This window comes from Brevibacillus nigriterrae, assembly GCF_049846925.1.
Taxonomy (GTDB): domain Bacteria; phylum Bacillota; class Bacilli; order Brevibacillales; family Brevibacillaceae; genus Brevibacillus_H.
Window position 1 is genome coordinate 1 of record NZ_JBNCMT010000003.1, and the last position, 17,792, is coordinate 17,792.

20 protein-coding genes are annotated in these 17,792 nt (G+C 43.4%); 13 read left to right on the forward strand and 7 right to left on the reverse strand.

Annotated features, from left to right (window positions below; all coding sequences use genetic code 11):
- The 3 genes from ACPW7N_RS02830 to ACPW7N_RS02840 form a co-directional block, all read left to right on the forward strand.
- Positions 1-614, forward strand: a 614-nt coding sequence (locus tag ACPW7N_RS02830; RefSeq protein ID WP_425649495.1) for a response regulator transcription factor, incomplete at its 5' end; no start/stop codon positions are given.
- 6 nt (positions 615-620) lie between these two features.
- Positions 621-2,027, forward strand: coding sequence for a sensor histidine kinase (locus ACPW7N_RS02835; RefSeq protein WP_425649496.1), 1,407 nt, complete (start codon positions 621-623; stop codon positions 2,025-2,027).
- A gap of 71 nt (positions 2,028-2,098) precedes the next feature.
- Positions 2,099-3,424 carry a hypothetical protein gene (locus ACPW7N_RS02840; protein WP_425649497.1) on the forward strand — a complete coding sequence of 442 codons (1,326 nt, stop codon included), beginning with the start codon at positions 2,099-2,101 and terminating at the stop codon, positions 3,422-3,424.
- Positions 3,425-3,639: 215 nt separating this feature from the next.
- On the opposite strand, the gene ACPW7N_RS02845 is transcribed toward ACPW7N_RS02840, so the two are convergent.
- On the reverse strand, positions 3,640-4,386 hold the full coding sequence (locus ACPW7N_RS02845; protein WP_425649498.1) for a YheC/YheD family protein: 747 nt from the start codon (positions 4,384-4,386) through the stop codon (positions 3,640-3,642).
- Between the two features lie 223 nt (positions 4,387-4,609).
- Here ACPW7N_RS02845 and ACPW7N_RS02850 point away from each other — a divergent pair, with 223 nt between their 5' ends.
- Positions 4,610-6,637, forward strand: coding sequence for a diguanylate cyclase (locus tag ACPW7N_RS02850; protein WP_425649500.1), 2,028 nt, complete (start codon positions 4,610-4,612; stop codon positions 6,635-6,637).
- 115 nt (positions 6,638-6,752) lie between these two features.
- On the forward strand, positions 6,753-7,871 hold the full coding sequence (locus ACPW7N_RS02855) for an S-layer homology domain-containing protein (protein WP_425649501.1): 1,119 nt from the start codon (positions 6,753-6,755) through the stop codon (positions 7,869-7,871).
- Positions 7,872-7,908: 37 nt separating this feature from the next.
- Here the strand turns inward: ACPW7N_RS02855 and ACPW7N_RS02860 are convergent, their stop codons facing one another.
- On the reverse strand, positions 7,909-8,943 hold the full coding sequence (locus ACPW7N_RS02860) for a hypothetical protein (RefSeq protein ID WP_425649502.1): 1,035 nt from the start codon (positions 8,941-8,943) through the stop codon (positions 7,909-7,911).
- A gap of 174 nt (positions 8,944-9,117) precedes the next feature.
- Between ACPW7N_RS02860 and mntR the strand changes: the two genes are divergently transcribed.
- Positions 9,118-9,561: a transcriptional regulator MntR gene (gene mntR / locus ACPW7N_RS02865; RefSeq protein WP_425649503.1), complete on the forward strand. Its 444-nt coding sequence runs from the start codon at positions 9,118-9,120 to the stop codon at positions 9,559-9,561.
- A gap of 56 nt (positions 9,562-9,617) precedes the next feature.
- On the forward strand, positions 9,618-10,550 hold the full coding sequence (locus ACPW7N_RS02870; RefSeq protein ID WP_425649504.1) for a patatin-like phospholipase family protein: 933 nt from the start codon (positions 9,618-9,620) through the stop codon (positions 10,548-10,550).
- Positions 10,551-10,614: 64 nt separating this feature from the next.
- Here ACPW7N_RS02870 and ACPW7N_RS02875 read toward each other — a convergent pair whose 3' ends face one another.
- Entirely contained in the window at positions 10,615-10,932 is a 318-nt protein-coding gene (locus ACPW7N_RS02875; RefSeq protein ID WP_425649505.1) for a hypothetical protein, read from the reverse strand.
- Positions 10,933-10,960: 28 nt separating this feature from the next.
- Entirely contained in the window at positions 10,961-11,896 is a 936-nt protein-coding gene (locus ACPW7N_RS02880; protein ID WP_425649506.1) for a DUF1385 domain-containing protein, read from the reverse strand.
- A gap of 171 nt (positions 11,897-12,067) precedes the next feature.
- Between ACPW7N_RS02880 and ACPW7N_RS02885 the strand changes: the two genes are divergently transcribed.
- The 4 genes from ACPW7N_RS02885 (at position 12,068) to efp (ending at position 14,751) form a co-directional block, all read left to right on the forward strand.
- The gene (locus ACPW7N_RS02885) at positions 12,068-12,535 is read left to right on the forward strand and encodes a YqhR family membrane protein (protein WP_425649507.1); all 468 of its coding nucleotides are present in this window, start codon (positions 12,068-12,070) and stop codon (positions 12,533-12,535) included.
- Between the two features lie 68 nt (positions 12,536-12,603).
- A complete protein-coding gene (gene aroQ, locus ACPW7N_RS02890; protein ID WP_425649508.1) occupies positions 12,604-13,050 on the forward strand; it encodes a type II 3-dehydroquinate dehydratase in 447 nt (148 codons plus the stop codon).
- Positions 13,051-13,079: 29 nt separating this feature from the next.
- Positions 13,080-14,153, forward strand: coding sequence for a M24 family metallopeptidase (locus ACPW7N_RS02895; RefSeq protein ID WP_425649509.1), 1,074 nt, complete (start codon positions 13,080-13,082; stop codon positions 14,151-14,153).
- Between the two features lie 40 nt (positions 14,154-14,193).
- Positions 14,194-14,751, forward strand: coding sequence for an elongation factor P (efp, locus tag ACPW7N_RS02900; protein WP_425649510.1), 558 nt, complete (start codon positions 14,194-14,196; stop codon positions 14,749-14,751).
- Between the two features lie 72 nt (positions 14,752-14,823).
- Here the strand turns inward: efp and ACPW7N_RS02905 are convergent, their stop codons facing one another.
- From ACPW7N_RS02905 to comA, 3 genes are read right to left on the reverse strand one after another with little or no spacing between them, the layout of a single operon-like run.
- A complete protein-coding gene (locus ACPW7N_RS02905; RefSeq protein WP_425649714.1) occupies positions 14,824-15,282 on the reverse strand; it encodes a DUF441 domain-containing protein in 459 nt (152 codons plus the stop codon).
- Between the two features lie 45 nt (positions 15,283-15,327).
- The gene (locus ACPW7N_RS02910; protein ID WP_425649511.1) at positions 15,328-16,044 is read right to left on the reverse strand and encodes a 2-phosphosulfolactate phosphatase; all 717 of its coding nucleotides are present in this window, start codon (positions 16,042-16,044) and stop codon (positions 15,328-15,330) included.
- Positions 16,029-16,856 (reverse strand): phosphosulfolactate synthase, encoded by an 828-nt coding sequence (gene comA, locus ACPW7N_RS02915; RefSeq protein ID WP_425649512.1) that lies wholly within the window; start codon positions 16,854-16,856, stop codon positions 16,029-16,031. The genes ACPW7N_RS02910 and comA overlap by 16 nt, the downstream gene beginning before the upstream one ends.
- 122 nt (positions 16,857-16,978) lie before the next feature.
- Between comA and ACPW7N_RS02920 the strand changes: the two genes are divergently transcribed.
- Positions 16,979-17,242, forward strand: coding sequence for a YqhV family protein (locus ACPW7N_RS02920; protein WP_425649513.1), 264 nt, complete (start codon positions 16,979-16,981; stop codon positions 17,240-17,242).
- Between the two features lie 97 nt (positions 17,243-17,339).
- The gene (locus ACPW7N_RS02925) at positions 17,340-17,771 is read left to right on the forward strand and encodes a CD1247 N-terminal domain-containing protein (RefSeq protein WP_425649514.1); all 432 of its coding nucleotides are present in this window, start codon (positions 17,340-17,342) and stop codon (positions 17,769-17,771) included.
- The last annotated feature ends 21 nt before the right edge of the window (positions 17,772-17,792 follow it).

A 17,792-nucleotide genomic window follows, 5' to 3' on the forward strand; every position in this document is an offset into this window, starting at 1 on the left:
CATCGACTGGTGAAGAAGCACTCGAACTGGTTGGAGCAGGTGAAGTGGTACAAATAGCCATTCTGGATGTGATGCTCCCTGGCATCTCTGGATTGGAGGTTTGTCAGAAACTGAGAAATGAGTATCCGAGAATGGGAATTATTATGTTGACCGCCAAGGGGCAGGAAACCGACAAGGTAGAGGGTCTGGAAGTAGGTGCCGATGATTATGTTGTAAAACCGTTCAGTCCTGCCGAATTGGTTGCCCGGGTAAAATCATTGCAGCGTCGACTCCAACTAGTACCACTCCCGGATGATAAGCATGAGGTGTTGAACCAACTGACAATAGGACCATTCACCCTCTCCCTTGATGAACACAAATTGTTCAAGCATTCCAAGGAGGTTGAACTGACTCCAACGGAATTCCAGATTATACAGTTGTTTGTTGAACATCCCAACAAAGCGATCAGCAGAGATCAGATCTTGAATCACATCTGGGGAAAGCACTACATTGGTGATCTGAAAATTGTCGATGTCAATATTCGGCGCATACGCCAAAAGATTGAGGAAGATTCCTCTCAGCCGCAATTTATTCAGACGGTTTGGGGAGTCGGGTATCTATGGAGAAAGGAATAGCACGTTATGAGGAATTTCTCAGGTAGTATCAAACGCAAGCTGGCTCTTCGCTTCACACTCATCATTATATTGATAGTTGCTATCTTCGAAGGGCTATTCCTCGCATCGGTTCATCTGTACTATTTTACGAGTGCAAAAGAAGCTCTTGTCAATCGTGCCGTTACCTCAACGTCTTTTTTCAACACGTATATCCCGGGTTATAAACTTAGTGAAAAAGCCCATTACATTTTGGAGAGTATCCCGGCGAATGAGTCGGCAAAGGTAGAAATCATTGATTGGCAGGGGAACATAATCCGTCAGTCGTATGGGTATGTTTCGTCTGATCGAATTGTTACACAGGATGTACAAGAAGCGCTCCGAGGTCAGACTGGTGTTTGGTCGGGACAAGTGCAGAGCACTGGGGAAAGCGTTCTAGCCGTATCGAATCCACTGAGAGATATGGATACGACAATCGGAGTGTTGCGCTATTCCGTGTCAATGGAATCCATAGAAGAAGCTGTCAATCAAATTACGCTAATTTCAGTCGTGATCGGAATTGTGGTGATTGCCGCTTTTATCTTGATTAGCTTGCTCATGTCTCGAAGAATCGTGGAACCCATCCAGGAATTGACCCAAATAGCTGCCTTAATGGCGAAGGGAGACTTCACATCACGAATCAGAACGGATAGCACCGATGAGATTGGCAAACTTGGGGCCACTTTTAACTATATGGCTGATGAACTGGTCAAAAATGAAAAGCTTAAAAGCGATTTTATTTCTTCTGTATCTCATGAATTGCGTACGCCACTCACCTCGGTTAAAGGATGGAGTGAGACGCTCTTAACAGGTGATTTGGACGATAAACAGGAGACGACACAAGGGTTGCAGGTAATTTCACGAGAAACAGACCGATTAGCTGGACTGGTAGAAGAATTGCTCGATTTCTCACGGTTTCAGTCAGGTGAAATGAAAATGGAGCTTCATCTGATTGATTTGCGCCATGTTCTGGAGGAAGTCCGTCATCAGTATGGATTTCGTCCGGGAGGTACAATCTCTTTCTCATTTGAAATAGGCGATGAGCCCCTTCTCGTGATGGGCGATATGAATCGGCTGAAGCAAGTATGTATTAACATTATTGATAATGCCGTGAAATTTACCAGACACCGAGCAGACGGAATGATCCAAGTGAAAGCGTGGGGGGAGGGAGGTTATGTCCTCACTCGATTCTCCGATAACGGAGCGGGCATCTCGTCTGAAGATTTGCCCAAAGTAACCGGCAAGTTCTATAAAGGTAAGTCCAATCAATCGGGTAGTGGGCTGGGTTTGGCGATCTGCAAAGAGATATTGACCCTTCATCAGGGAGAACTGTCCATTCACAGTACAGAAGGAAAAGGAACAGAAGTTTGTGTTCTCATACCAGCATGTAAGCTGTAACCTTTTTGTAACCCTCTCTCGGATAGAAAAAGGTATAACAGAAGTATAAGAAGAAAGAGAGGGAAACACATATGAAAAGAACGTATTCTTTATTAGCAACAAGCATTATCGTAACTTCTCTGTTGGGAGCAGGCGGTGTGCATGCACTCAGCCAGCCAAACGTCGCAGCTACAACAGATAAAGCTGCTGCCGGGGTCAACGTACCTGAAGGCATGAAGCCCATTGTTTCATTACAAGCAGATGTAACTGGTGATCAAAAGGCTGAGAACATTACGTTGCTCGGGAAAAAATTTCAGGATAGTACGGTTTACTATGAAGAATTGCAAGTTGTAGTAGAAAATCAGACAACACACCAGAAAGAGACGCTGCTTGTAGGAGATGGCGGTTATGAGCCGAAACTGTCACTCATCGATTTCACTGGTGACAAGAAAGCTGATTTGTTGGTATCGGCGGATACAGGCGGAAGTGGAGGATTCTCTACATCTCATCTGTATACGATGAATAATGGAAACCTGAAAGAATTGCCTTTGCCAGGAATAAGCCCTGATCAAAAGGTGGGATTGGTTGAAGCTTTTACGTCAGTTCGTCCAATCGACCTCAATCAGGACGGTGTATACGAATTGCAGGGCCTGGAACGAATTGTTGGCAAGGCAAATGCTGATACTCGTGTCTATCTTTCTTCTATATGGAAATGGAACAAGCAACAGTGGGAGTTAACCCAGGTATCAAGCATTTTGCCAGAAACATTTGCCATATATGGTCAATGGGAAGATCAAAAAAAGGGAACAAAAATGGAGCTAACACCAGACGGTCAGTTATTGCGAGCGGGTGTTGCGGTGGGAACGTATCATTTCTTGTCATCTAACTCAGTTTTCCTCATTAGTGAAAACAAAGCGAGTACGCTTGAATTTGTAGTGGACGGCGATCAGTTGATGTGGGGAACAAACCTCGATCAAGTTCAGAATTTCCGCAAAGTACCAAATTCATTAGAACAAGAAACCAATTTATATTCGAACAAAGCAGCAAACTTTGGATTCCAGATCCCTGCGCATTGGAATGGACATTATGCCATACATGAGTTTACGGATAAAGAAATCAAAGAAAACTACTCCTTTGCAAAGCATGTAGTTGAATTTGCCTATCAACCTCAAAATCCTGAAGATTCTCAATCACTATTCACAATCATGGTTTTAGATAAGCAAGAGTGGAAGAAAATTGCAGCAGAAGAAGGACCACCAATCGGAGAAGTTCTCATGGAAGATGCATCTCAAGTCTTCGTGGTAGCGATGCCACAATCCAATCCTTTTGAGATGACAAGTGCTGACGGAAAACTTTTTGACTCAATGGTACTTTCCTTTAACGAAGTAAAAAAGGCATTTTCTCTGGTAAATCGTTAATCAAAAAAAGACTGGTCAATTCGTGGCCAGTCTTTTTTTATTGTGAAAACATACTTTTTAATTGAAAATGTTTTGTATTATTAGTATACTACAAGTAGTTCAATCCCATATTTTTCTCTATTAGGCTATTTCATGAGAATGAGGAATCCTCTGCGTATGGTATGTCCATTGCCCAAAAGAGGAAACAATCTCTCTGAAATAGCCTTTTTTTTTCGTTACATACGTCCGTAGTCTTTGGCGTTTTTTATAATGCGTCGAAACATTTTCTTGTCGGATAAGCGGGAGAACAAATATAAATCAGGCATTGTGTTTACTTCCAGTATCCACGGCTTACCCTCCCGATCGATTGCGATATCCAGCCCAAGTTCTTTGATTCCCGGGTACCTCTTTTGAAAATGGTAAGCGGTTTTCAAACCGATTTTCTTCATTTTCGCTTTTAATTCGTCGCTCTTTTTTGTAGAAAGATAAAGCTGTAGCAATCGATCGACAGGCATGACACGTCCGCCACGTACCAGATTGGTTACAATTCCTTTGGGGTTGGCAACCCTGCAGAGCATGCCACTGTACTCCCAGTGCTTTTGATTGTTTTTCTGGATCATTACACGGACGTCAAACGAACAATTCTGATATTTCATCAAGCGAATACCTTTTTGCACCATATACGGCTTCTTTTTAATTGTATTCCTGACTTTTTGATAGAGGGACGAATAAGAAGAGAATTTCCTTTTGCTGGATCCTGATCGTAGCCGATAGCCACTATTTTTGCGATCCAGGCGCATTACGCCTTTTCCGTGCATCCCGTACACAGGCTTGATATAGACCATATTGTAGTCTTTCAACATCTGATGCAGACTGCCTTCGGAGAGGTATTTTGTTTTCGGATGATAATTGTTCAGTTCACCGTGTTTCATCACCAATTTTGCCTTTGACCATTTATTAAAAACTCGCTGGATTCTGCCCATGCAGGATTGATCCCCCTTTGTAAGTCATCCTCATACACAATACGGCAGGAGAGAGAACCCAGTTCGTACACAATCAACCAGTAATTAGACATATTTCGACAAAAGTTGCGCACCTATGTTAGAATGATATAACGAATTGAACATCTCTTTTTACAATTACGAGCGTAGAATTAACAGAATGATTGCTCATTATCGGTATCGAAATGAGCGAGGGGTGAAACGAATGTTCAGACGAATCGCAAACTTCATCCAATTGGATACACTTCGAAACAGATTGCGCTTTTGGAATTTTTTACTAATGGTAGTAATTATATTCGTAACGATGGTTCCTTTTTCTATTCTGGAGTACCAGCGAGAAGAACAAAATATTCAGAAGAGACTATCACAATCAATCAACATCAAAAAGGAATTTATCGAGAAGTGGTTGGACGAGCGGTCTTCTGATATTCGTGGATTAGCCAAATTTTTTGGAACAAAGCAATTGATAATGGAGGATTTACGAAGCGACCTGTTTTCATTTCAAGCGCAACAACGGGAATTCTATTCCCTGTCTTTTGTCAATGCTGCTGGTATTCGTGCGGTTGATACCAATGGCAGTCAATGGATTGATGTGTCTGGCGAAGACTATTTTCATGCAGCCCAAAATGGCAAGGAATTCGTCAGTGAAGTGATGATCGATAAAACTATGGGCAGACCAGTCGTTTTGTTCACTGCACCAGTGCTAGATGAGCAGCTCCAGTTCAAGGGAGTGATCGTTGGAACTGTCTATATCCGCTCCATTGAAGAATTAATTACTCACTTTCGTGAAGGACTATCATCAGAAACATACCTCTTGAATCAGGATGGAACCATGCTTACGGAATCGAGATATACCAAGAATCTGATTGATCAGGGAAAAGTTAAGTTCTCGACCCGATTGCAGTACCGTGTGACCAGTCCTGTCTTTGATGCAGCATTATCAGATGATCAGATCAAAAAAAGTTATTTTAATTATGTAGATAATGAAGTCTATGGCTCATATGCTTGGGTGAACCAGCATAAGTGGCTCTTAATCAGTGAAATCACCAAGCAAGAAGTTTTCACTTCGTTTAACCAAAAACTGTTGATGATCAGTGTGAGCGCCATCCTAGTCATGCTGATCGGGGCAACCATTATTTATAATCTGGTGGAAACGATAAGAGAATCACTGTTCAGTCTCCAACGAGCTGCAGAACAGATTGAGAAGGGAAATTACCAGATCACTTTTAATCCCGCTCATTTTCGCAAAGCCCCACGAGAGTTTCGTCAGCTAAGCGATGCATTCACCAAAATGGTCACGACCATTCAAAACAAGATGTACTTACTTGCTCAAAGTGAAGAATGCTATCGCCATTTGGTTGAACTATCACCAGAGGCACTGTTGGTTGTGCAGAATGGCGAGGTCGTCCTGACGAATGATAAGGGTGCCAAATTGTTCGAATTGAATCATCCCCAACAATTGATTGGGAGCAAACTGGAGGATTTCATTCAATCCACCAGCTTGATTTCATTGGATACCAATACTGTTGTGACAAAGGAAGAGATGAAGCAACAAGAGCTTCTTCAATTTCAGCTACATCTACCCTCTGGCAAAAAAATAGATGTAGAGGGGAAAATGACTTACCTGATGTATCAAGGCATGCCTGCGTATATTGTTGTTTTCAGGGATGTTACTGTCCAAAGAGAGTGGGAAAAACGTCTGTATTATGAGAATCAGTACCTGCAACATTTGAGCAGTATTGACAGTTTGATGGGCATTGCCAATCGCCGGGTGTTTGACCAAAAGCTGCCGATGCTTACTGAAGAGGCCTTGTACCGCCAACAAGACCTGTCTTTGATCATGCTGGATATCGACTGCTTCAAAGAATTCAACGACACGTACGGTCATCAAGCAGGGGATAACTGTTTAATGCAAGTAGCGAAAGCGTTGGATGAAAAAGTTAATCGGGTTAATGGACTCCTGACACGTTACGGTGGAGAAGAACTCGCCATCCTTCTGCCAGATCATAAAGTAGAGCAAGCTATCCTTATCGCACACGAATTGCGGAGAACAGTGGAATTATTACAGATTCCGCATTTTGCATCAGTAGTAAGTGAACACGTTACGGTCAGTCTGGGTGTTGCTTCTCTCTTCATGACGAAGGATCAACGACATGAACAACTGGTGGAGCACGCCGATCAGGCACTGTATCAAGCCAAACAAGGTGGACGTAACCGTGTCGCACATTTCTGATAGTTACATTTATAAATAGTTAAATTTATAAATAAAAAAATCTAAAAATTGGATGAAAGTTCCTGCTCTATTCGGTATACTTATGATTGTATATTTTTGTTTGGAGGGAGCATCCATGTTAAGGAAATTATTGGTTTTTTTCTTTGTATTTGCCTTACTGGTACCAACAGCAAGTGTTGGTGCATCTACCACCACAGCAGCTCCAGTGTTTAAAGACCTTCAGGGACATTGGGCCAAAGAATACGTCGACTATCTGTCTGCGCTGGGTGTGTATAACGGTTATAAAAATGAGTTTCAACCAAATGCACTTGTTTCGCGTGGTGAAGCGCTCGTGTTGATTAATCGAGTGTTCACTGCGACGTTTGGTAACTATGCGGATCCACTTGCTACCAATCGTATCGATGGCAAGCATTGGTCAGCAGCAGAAGCAAAACAGTTGTTTGGCAATTTGAACAGCATGTTTTATACGAATCAACGGATGTACATCAAGTACAACCCAGCAGAGAACTTGCTGTATTATCTGCATCTTTCAGCAAATGGCAAGAAAATGAAAAACACAGAAAAAACGTGGCATACCTGGTCAGTAACAGGACCGCAACTCAACCAGCCACTCTCTCGTGAAGAAGCAAGTGCTGTTTTCTTCCATGTGCTATCACCGTACATTGCCCATTCCTTCAACGTGAAGCCTTGGGATGTAGAAGCCCGTTTTGACAGCTTCTATGCGTGGAAACAACCGACGAAATACACGGATACGATATCACCATATGCCACTGCGCTTCAGGAATATGCGATCTATACACCGAATGAAAAAGTGTTGGAGCCTGCTAAGAAAATGACTCGTGCAGAATTTGCCGTAACATTGAAAAGATTGCATGATGTCTACTTGCGCAAGATTACACAGCAAACCAAAATTGACAAATTAAACTTCTTCCTGACTGCAGCAACATACGCTTACAAAAAGAACAGCCCAACCGCTGCGAATTACTTCCAGCAAGATGCGTTGAATAATTTGCAAGATGCTGCAACTAAACTTGGTGTACAAAAAGTCTTTTTGCATGATTACAAAGGTGTATTGACCATCTCGGATGAACACACCACAGAATTCAAGGTACGTGGCGAGTATAATGAAAATTCACTCGGTTTGTACGATGTCGTGTATTACATCAAATATAACGACAACAGCAAGAATCTGTATGGTTGGGAAATTTTCCAAATTGAATACACCAAGAAGTAAAAAAGAAAGGTACGAGATTTGGTTCTCGTACCTTTTCTTATTTATTTTTTTTAGCAGCACGCCATATATGCCGAATCAAAAACAGGAGAAAGAATAAACCAAAGTATACAGCAGACAAGTAGGTGAACAAACCGAACCAAAAACTGAGAGCATAGATAAACGAAATACCCGCGATGCTTGCCAATAACAAGATCTGCAAAGGCCGTTGATTGATATCAAAACGCATGGCAACCAAGTGTGCGAGCCCCTCTGACCAGATCGCAATATAAAGTAAACAAAGCAATGCTGAAATCACCAGAAAGAGTGAGAAACCACTGAGGAACAGGTTTGCACTCAGAACATAAAAAGGATGTGTAGTTGCATTCACATCATGCCAGAATGCCAGCAAGACAAAATGAGATAGAAGAGCTAGAAGTGCAAAAAAGCTGCCACCGATCCATACTCCCCTGGCAGCCAAACGCACATCTGACATCCGTGCGACAGCAGGAATAAGGATAACCAGTGAAAGCAAAAGATGGGAAGAGGTAAAAAATAGCGCTCGAACCCCCCACCAAAGATTAAACTGATAGGCGAAGCTGGGCAATTGGATATGCGGTTGTTTTATGAAAAAAAGCAAGACATAGATGATTGCTAAAATGACACCAACAAGGGCAGCTTTACTAACGTTCTGAATGGAAATAGTTACTGCGAAAAGAAGTATACCTAAAAACACCAACAGAGAAATGACAGGTGCAATCCCCGCAAGTGAAAACAGCTGCTGTACCTGGTCCTGAAGCACAAACGCAGAAAAACCAATCGTTATACAATAAAACAGAAAGGTGAGAACAGGGCTCACGACAGGCCCAAAGATCAATTGAAAAAGCTCTGAGACGGAGCGGATTTGTAAGAAGTGGATGAGACGCACGAGTTTACTGCTTAAATACGTAATCAAAAGTATTGTCAAGACAAGACCGATTGTTCCCCAACTGCCATAATAGGTAAAATAACGCATCCACTCAGCACCACTAACATGATTGGCGCCAAGAATTGCTAACGTGAACAAACCAGCAAACTGCCACGTCCCAAGCTTCATCAAGCATCATCCTTTATTTCGAAGTGCGCTTGGTACAAGTGTATGGGTATTAGGAAGAAATAAGAACAAGTGGCAGACAGGATATGTGACTATTAAGCTTGCCTTATGTCTACGAAGCACGGTATTATGATTTTACGTGCTTAATTGGTAATACGGATAAAGTGAGGGATTAGTGTGCCAACTCCAAGTATGGAAGACTATTTAGAAAGAATTTACAGCTTAATTGAAGAAAAAGGATATGCTCGCGTCTCCGATATCGCCGAGGCCTTGGAAGTACACCCTTCATCAGTTACCAAAATGGTTCAAAAACTTGATAAAGATAAATATCTAGTATATGAAAAGTATCGTGGTCTGGTACTTACTTCCAAGGGGAAGAAAATCGGAAAGCGGTTAGTGGACCGACATGCGTTACTAGAGGATTTCTTACGCACGATTGGTGTGGATGAGGAACATATTTATAAAGATGTGGAAGGCATCGAACACCATTTAAGCTGGGAGTCCATTACGTGTATTGAATATTTGATGCAGTATTTCCTCCAGGATCCATTACGGGCAGCAGAACTTCGACGAATCCGAATGGAAGACGAGCAGAAAGAAGAAGTGCAGGAACGCAGGTAGTTACATGCGTTCTTTTTTTTATTCACCTTCCTATATTGTAGAGAGGAGGGATGCGGGTGAAAGCGGATGGTGTGTTCGAAGGGGGCGGCGTCAAAGGTATTGCTTTGATTGGGGCCGTGGCTGAGATGGAAGAGCATGGCTATGTCTGGGATCAATTAGCGGGAACATCGGCAGGATCAATCGTAGCAGCTCTACTAAGTGCTGGCTATACTAGTCGTGAGCTGTATGAGGTGTTTGATACGCTTGATTATTCCATGTTCATGAGGCGGACAGGATGGACTCGGATCCCGATTGTCGGTCCCATGTACAATCTGTTTTGGAAAAAGGGACTCTATTCAGCGCACCCGGTAGAAGAATTCATGAATGGTTTGTTGAGAAAGAAGGGAATTCGTACCTTTGGGGATTTGCCGAAAGAAAAGTTACGGATCATTGCTTCCGATATTACGGGCGGTCAAATGCTTGTCTTACCGGATGCTCTCAGCACTTTCGGGATTAATCCGGATACGTTTCCCATTGCACAGGCGGTACGTATGAGCTCATCCATCCCGTATTTTTTTCAACCAGCAACGATTACAAAAGATTACGCACCTCATCTGATCGTAGATGGAGCCCTGTTAAGTAATTTTCCCGTCTGGCTATTCGATGTGCCCGACCGGCCGAGATGGCCAACGTTTGGGTTTCGCTTGAGCGAAGAGCATAAAGTCGATCAGCCTGCAGAGATTAAAGGAATTGCTTCTTTCAGTAAAGCGTTACTCACAACCATGCTGGATGCCCACGACAGGCAACATATTCAGACGGCTCATGCGGTTCGGACCATTTTTATACCGACATTAGGTGTTCGAACGACACAGTTTCATTTATCCAAAGAGACGAGAGTGCAATTGTATGAATCGGGTCAAAATGCAGCGAGGAAATTTCTAAAGACGTGGAACTTCGAACGGTATGTAGAAGTATTCCGCAGGATCCCACAAGAAAAAATGAAAATCTGAAAAATAGAGATGCAAAAAAGCGGCTGCCTTCTTCCTGAGGCGGCCGCTTTCTATGTGTGGTGTGTTAATGAAAAATCCGAGGTTCTTTTTCTTTGTCTTTCTCTTTCTCTTTGTTCTTTCCTTTGCTTCCCTCAATCACTTGAAATGGTACGTGTCTTTTGCTTTTTTTCACAGGTGTGCGTACAGGTTTGGGAGGAGCTGCTTTTGAGAATTGAGGGAGAAACTTGCCTGATTTCATAAAATTTTTGACTAGGAACAGTACTACGGCAGTGAGACCCAGGATAATCATCATGTTAATCGGATCTTGCATAAATTCAATGACAAAACCGATTATAGCCAGAATTAATATCAACAAAATTACAGGTGAAACCCTCGCCAACATTGTCCCCACCTCGATTTAGGGAATAATACTAACCTGTTGTTGCGTAATTGCTTTGAAGTAATTCTTGATCACGTTCACGCATCTTGTTGAATGAAGCGATCGCTACTTCCACTTGTGAATCATCAGGTTCTCTAGTTGTCACCTTTTGTAGCCACAATCCGGGGTATCCAAGGAAGCGAAGCACTGGCAAGTCACGCATGCGATTTGTCCATTGCAGAACTTCGTAAGAGAGACCGATTACGACCGGCAACAATACAATTCGTTGTACTACACGTTCGAGCATGGTTTCATATGTGAACATGGAGTAGACGAGAACCCCAACCAATACAGTGAAAATAATAAAGCTGCTTCCACAACGATAATGCAGAGTCGAAAACTTCTGTACGTTCGCTACTGTTAATTCTACCCCAGCTTCATAGGCATTAATCACTTTATGCTCAGCACCGTGATATTGGAATAGTCTTTTGATCATCGGGGTCTGTGCAATCAGATAAATGTAAACGAGAAGCAGAACAAGTTTGATTCCACCCTCCACGAGGTTTTGCCATACACCGTCCGGAACCCATTTCCCAAAGAGGAATTTTGCCAGAAACACGGGAACGAGTGTGAATAGCAATTTTCCAAACAAGAAGGAGAGGATACCGACCACAGCTACTCCGAGGATCATCGTCAGCTTGGAAGGGCCCTGCGAAGGTTCTTCATCCGATTCCAGATGATAACGTTCGGTAGCAAAGTTCAGATGTTTGGCTCCATTAGCACTGGCTTCAACCAGCCCAACAACTCCGCGAAGAAAAGGAACTTTCTTTAAAAGAGACGTCCATTTATGTTCTTTGCGTTCTTCTTCATAGTATTCAATCTCTTGGTTTTTCCGTCGAATAGCAGTGATGGTTACTTTTTTACCGCCAAACATGACACCTTCGACGACGGCTTGACCACCGTATGCTGGAACGTTTTGTTGTGCCAAAAGAAATCACCATCCTTTCCTACTATATTACCTTATTTCCTATGTCTCATGCCACCAGTAGATAGGGTTATGGGTATAATTTCAACGAAATCAACCTTGAAAATGAGCCGATCTCACTCTTGAGTATGAAATGATTTTTTGCCTCCAGCGCATACTAGACAAGAGGTGATGATGATGAGAGGTATGATGAATGATTCACAGGACTTCTTTCAGGGTGTCCGATTGAAGCCAATCAAGTGGAGAAAAATTATAGAAGTTTCATTTTGGGGAGCGATTTTCTGGGGGCTGTTTCGAATGGTCTTCTTCTTCCTGAATTTTACTCCTTATGGTGTCCGAGCTTTTTCAAGGCCCTTGATTGGCGCATCGGCAGAAGATTCGTATACCGCCATCGTGCTCGGAATAGGGCTTTTATTTTTCTACACGCTTATTGCTACTGTCATTTATTCGATTCTATTGAGTGGGCGAAAAATCTGGTGGTTGGGTATTGTTTATGGTCTGGCATTTATGGTCGTTTTTGGTTTTTTCTTTCACATCATGGAGTGGACTATGAACACATTAAGTACCGAGTTAGCCTGGTTTCTTTCATTTGGCCTGTTTATTGGAATGACTCTTACTGCCGAACGGTTTAGTGAAGAATAATGATTCAACTTTTGCTCGCTTCTATGGTAAAATGACAACAAAAAAATTTTTTTCCGAGGGGGCGAGCCATGGCTTCATTATTGTTGCTAAATGGACCTAATCTGAACTTGTTGGGGAAGCGGGAACCGGAGATTTACGGTTATGAGACATTGGATGATATCGTTGAACGGTTAGGTCTGGTGTGTCAAGAACTTGGTGTTACTCTCGTACATAAGCAGTCCAATCATGAGGGAGTATTGATTGATGCCATCCATGAGGCCAAGGGTGTTCACGATGGGATCATTATGAATCCGGGTGCATTTACACACTATAGCTACGCTTTACGTGATGCAATCGCTGCCGTGAATTTGCCAACCATCGAAGTTCACCTCTCCAATGTACATGCAAGAGAGGAATTTCGCCATCATTCTGTCATCGCTCCCGTGGTAATCGGACAGATTGTCGGGTTGGGAAGTGACGGATATGAGTGGGCGGTCCGTGCACTTGCTCGCCGTTTGCACGAGAAATCAAAATAAGAAAGCAGATATTGAAGGGGAGAGGGATTATGAAAAAACGTCTTGAAAACTTGCGGAAGTTCTTGGTTGAACAGAGTGTGGATGCGTTTATTACGGATTACAAGATCAACCGTCGATATTTGAGCGGATTTACCGGCTCAGCAGGTTGGGTAATTGTTTCACAAGATAAAGCCATTTTGTTGACCGATTTCCGTTATATTGACCAAGCGACAGAACAAGCACAGGACTTCACGATTGTCGATACTTTGCGCAATACACTGCCAGCCATTCTTGACCAATTGCAAGCGCTTGGCGTGAAAAAACTTGCTTTTGAAAAAAATCATATCACGTACAGCACGTTTGAAGAGTGGAGCAATGCATTCGAGGGCGTGGAGCTTGTTGCGACAAATGGACTCGTTGAACACCTCCGTGAAGTGAAAGATGAATCAGAGCTTGCAATCATTAAAGAAGCAGTACGTATCGCAGATGCTGCCTTTGCCCATATTTGTACGTTTATCAAACCAGGTGTAAGTGAGATTGAAGTTGCAAACGAACTGGAATTCTATATGCGCAAGCTTGGTGCTACTTCTTCTTCTTTCGATATCATTGTTGCATCAGGTGTACGTGGTGCTCTTCCACACGGAGTTGCCAGTGACAAGATCATCCAGGCGGGAGAAATGGTCACTCTTGATTTCGGTGCACTCTATCAAGGATATATTTCTGATATCACAAGAACGGTTTCTGTCGGGGAACCGGATCCGAAAATGAAGGAAATTTACGATATCGTTCTCCGTGCACAATTAAATTGTGTAGAGAACCTGAAACCAGGTATGACGGGGAAAGAAGCAGATGCGCTCACGAGAGATATTATTCGGGATGCGGGCTATGCAGAAGCGTACGGCCATTCCACTGGTCACTCAATTGGACTGCTCGTTCATGAGACGCCAAACTTGTCTGCAGTGAGTGCAGCAGAATTAAAACCGGGCAATGTGGTAACCGTCGAACCGGGTATTTACATTTCAGGCTTAGGCGGAGTGAGAATTGAAGATGATGTGGTCATCACGGAAACAGGCATTGAGATTCTGACGAAATCAACGAAAGAGTTGCTCATTTTGCCTGTCTAAATTATAATATTTTTGTTGAAGATCTGTTAGGAGGCTTATCATGATTTCAGTTAACGACTTTCGTACTGGCTTAACCATTGAAGTTGATAACAACATTTACAGCGTACTTGAATTCCAACACGTAAAACCGGGTAAAGGCGCTGCTTTTGTTCGTTCAAAACTTCGCAATCTCCGTAACGGCAACGTAACAGAGATGACATTCCGCGGTGGTGAAAAAGTTAGCCCTGCACGTATCGAGCAAAGCACGATGCAATACTTGTATGGCAGCGGTGACGACTACACTTTCATGAATACCGAAACTTTTGAGCAAGTGACATTCACTCGTAAACAAATCGAGCGTGAGTTGAACTTCCTCAAAGAAAATATGAACGTAAATATTATGCAATACAACAACGAAGTGATTGGTATTCAGCTTCCAAATACAGTTGAACTCGTGGTAACTGAGTGTGAGCCAGGCGTAAAAGGCGATACAGCAAGTAACGTTACGAAAAAAGCAACTGTGGAAACAGGCTTCGTAGTTAACGTTCCTCTCTTCGTTAATGAAGGTGATAAGCTGATCATCGATACACGTACAGAGGCATACGTATCTCGTGCATAATCAGTGAAATAATAAAGGCTGTTGACAGGGTATTGTTGTCCCGTCGACAGCCTTTTATTGTTGCAATCCGTACTATTTGACGATCCATTCCCACAGCTTTAACAAAAAGGCAGTAATTCCTGCCGCCATCAGCGGACCAACGGGAACTCCCCGGAAAAATACGATGCCAATAATCGAACCAATGACCAGTCCCAATATGAGTTGGGGGTCGGAGCGAAGCATATCTAGCCCTTTTCCGTTCATGTACGTCGCAATGGCCCCGCCTGCTAAAGCAAGTACTCCCAATAGTGTAGTGAATAAGGGAATGACATCACGCCATGATATTTTTTCACTGGCAAACGGCACTAGCACGGAGATGGTCAGAAAGAGCAATCCCAATTCCAACCCCCTCCGCTCAACCGAAGGAAACAGCCGTTCCAATGAAGTGAGCTTTAACACCAAGAGCATACTGGCTGCAGTTGCAATTATCGGTGATCGACCAATTAGCCCGACAACGATCAGGATGACCAACATTACTTCTCCAGAAAATATCTGCATGCCAAATCGAACCCCTGTCCCATGTACTCCTTTTCATTTCTATGAGACAAGGTGGGGGAGTATGCGTCTCTCTTTTACAACGGGAACGATTGAAAACAGGTCAACCTGAGCGCAGAAGGCTAGGTCAGCCATGAATTGATGTTGGACCAAGCGTCTTCCGGTGGTTGTTTGCTGCAATCGCTGCGGTAGTTTGTCAGCATCGTACAAATAGCTCGCCTCTAATGCTTCCCCCAAATCACATACCTGAATGTTGGGCAGAAGAGTTTTGAGCTTGTGAATCATACATCCGGCGGCAAGACCATCCTCCAGGGCAAATTCTTGCCTCGACCCGGCGCAGTATAAAGTTATATCCAGCTTTTTTTCGGCAGCCACTCTCATGCACGCCGTCGCATTTAAAAAAGAACCAATCAGGAGATGGGCAGACCGTTCTGCTTTTTGGATCGCTCTCGTCCCGTTTGTAGTAGTTAGCACAAGCTGAAATCCTTTATGGTTCCCTTTCGCCAGTTCGGTAGGAGAGTTGTTGAAATCAAAATCGGATATTTTTTTGCAATGGCGTTCACCTGCAAGGATTGTCTGTGAGGTGCGAAGGGTGTATGCCTGACCAATTGTCTCCACAGGGATGACCTGCTCAAAGCCGTTGGCAAGGGCGGTAAGAATGGTGCTAGACGCTCTGAGGACATCAATCATGACGACAGTATGGTTGCTGATATGATCTTGCCGGATTTCTTCTACTGTCGGTACTACTTCGATTCGCATGATCGCAATCTCCTCTCGATAACCGCAGCAGATGTATCCGCTCGCAGGCCTCTTCGCAACGCTTCCACCGACAGTACGTCAGAAGGTGCAATATTGCCCAAGTTAACTTGAAAGCCGACAGCATCAAGGAGAGTTACTTGCTGTGCTTTCTTGGGTGCCTCCCAAATCAGTCGACTCGTAAAGGGTCCTGCGGCTTTTATCACTTCCGACACAAAAGAAAGATCGCATTCTCCTTCCTTGTTAAACACTCCGACATTCCCGCTTTCTCTTGCTTCAATAATGACAAAGGAAGCACCTGCGCGTATATCTGCCTCTACCGTATGAATCAGTTCCTCAAGCTCAGCGACAAAACTGGACGCTTTCTTACCATATTCTGTACAGACCATCAGACCGAGATCACAGGCCAATCGAATGGCTTCTTCTCGTTGTTCCGTTGGGATGGGAAATGTGCCATCGGATATCTCCACCGCATTGAAGCCAACTTGATGGATGAAGTGTAGATAGTCACTAACCGAATGAAATTGGCTGACAACCTCAAAAAAAGTACCACCTGGCATGATGTACATCTGGTGTTGAATCGCACCCTTGATCTTCTCCTGAAGCTGTGATGCTGTATACAACACTGAAGTGCCAAAGCCTAATTTACATATATCAATGTATGGTCCTCCCGTCTCCAGCAAATCCCGAAAGGCATGCAGTCCGAGCCCCTTATCAATGACCATGGTTAATCCATCATGACGTGGTTTCTTGCATCGCACCTGGGAAGGATCGATCCAATCGTCTGGCCATGGTGTAGTTGGTGTTTCGATCATGGTGTCTCCTCATTTCTTTCTTTGCATTTCATACAGCCTATGCGAGACAAACTTTTGGAGTGACATGGACGAGACTAATTTAAGCTTGAGGTGCATACAGTTGTGTAGAGGGGGGACAGGGGATGTTTGAAAAAGCTGTCTTGGGAATGGCTGTTCTTCGTATTCTCTCAGGTAGCATCGAGATTATGGCAGCCATATTGATTCTGAAATTAAATCAGGTAGAAAAGGCATTGCTGGTCAATTCAGGCTTAGCATTGGTAGGCCCCTTGATTTTGCTCTCTACAACGACAATCGGGCTTGTCGGTATGGCTGAAAAAATCAACTATTCCAAAATGCTGATCATCTTTTTGGGTGTTGCTCTGATTTTTATAGGGATTCGCAAATAATACTGTAGGAAAAAAGAGAGTAACACATATTTTTCCAATGGTAACTCGCATTCCAATGGGGATAATACATCTGAAACAAGTGCGAGGAGGGATCACCATGGAATATTTGGAAAAGCGTATTTCCTATCTGCGCGGTCTAGCCGACGGGCTGGAATTAGGTGAGACGAGTCGTGAGGGCAAGATCATGACAGGAATGATCGAAGTCTTGGACGAGCTGACAAGTGAGGTCAAAGCTGTTTATCGTCGATTGGAAGAGACGGAAGAGTATGTGGAAGCTGTTGATGAAGACTTAAACGATGTGGAGCTGTTTCTGTTCGATGACGATGATGATTTATATGAAAATGTGTACGATGATGGGGATGACGATGTAACGGTCTATTCCGTATACGATGACGAGGATGATACGGAATTCTATGACCTCGACGATAGCGAGGATGCCTATATCTTTGAAACCGAATGTCCGACCTGCCATTCCAATTACTATGTGATCGAGCCAACAGAGGATATCCATGCAGTAAATCCAACATAAAGATACAGCCGGGAGTCGATT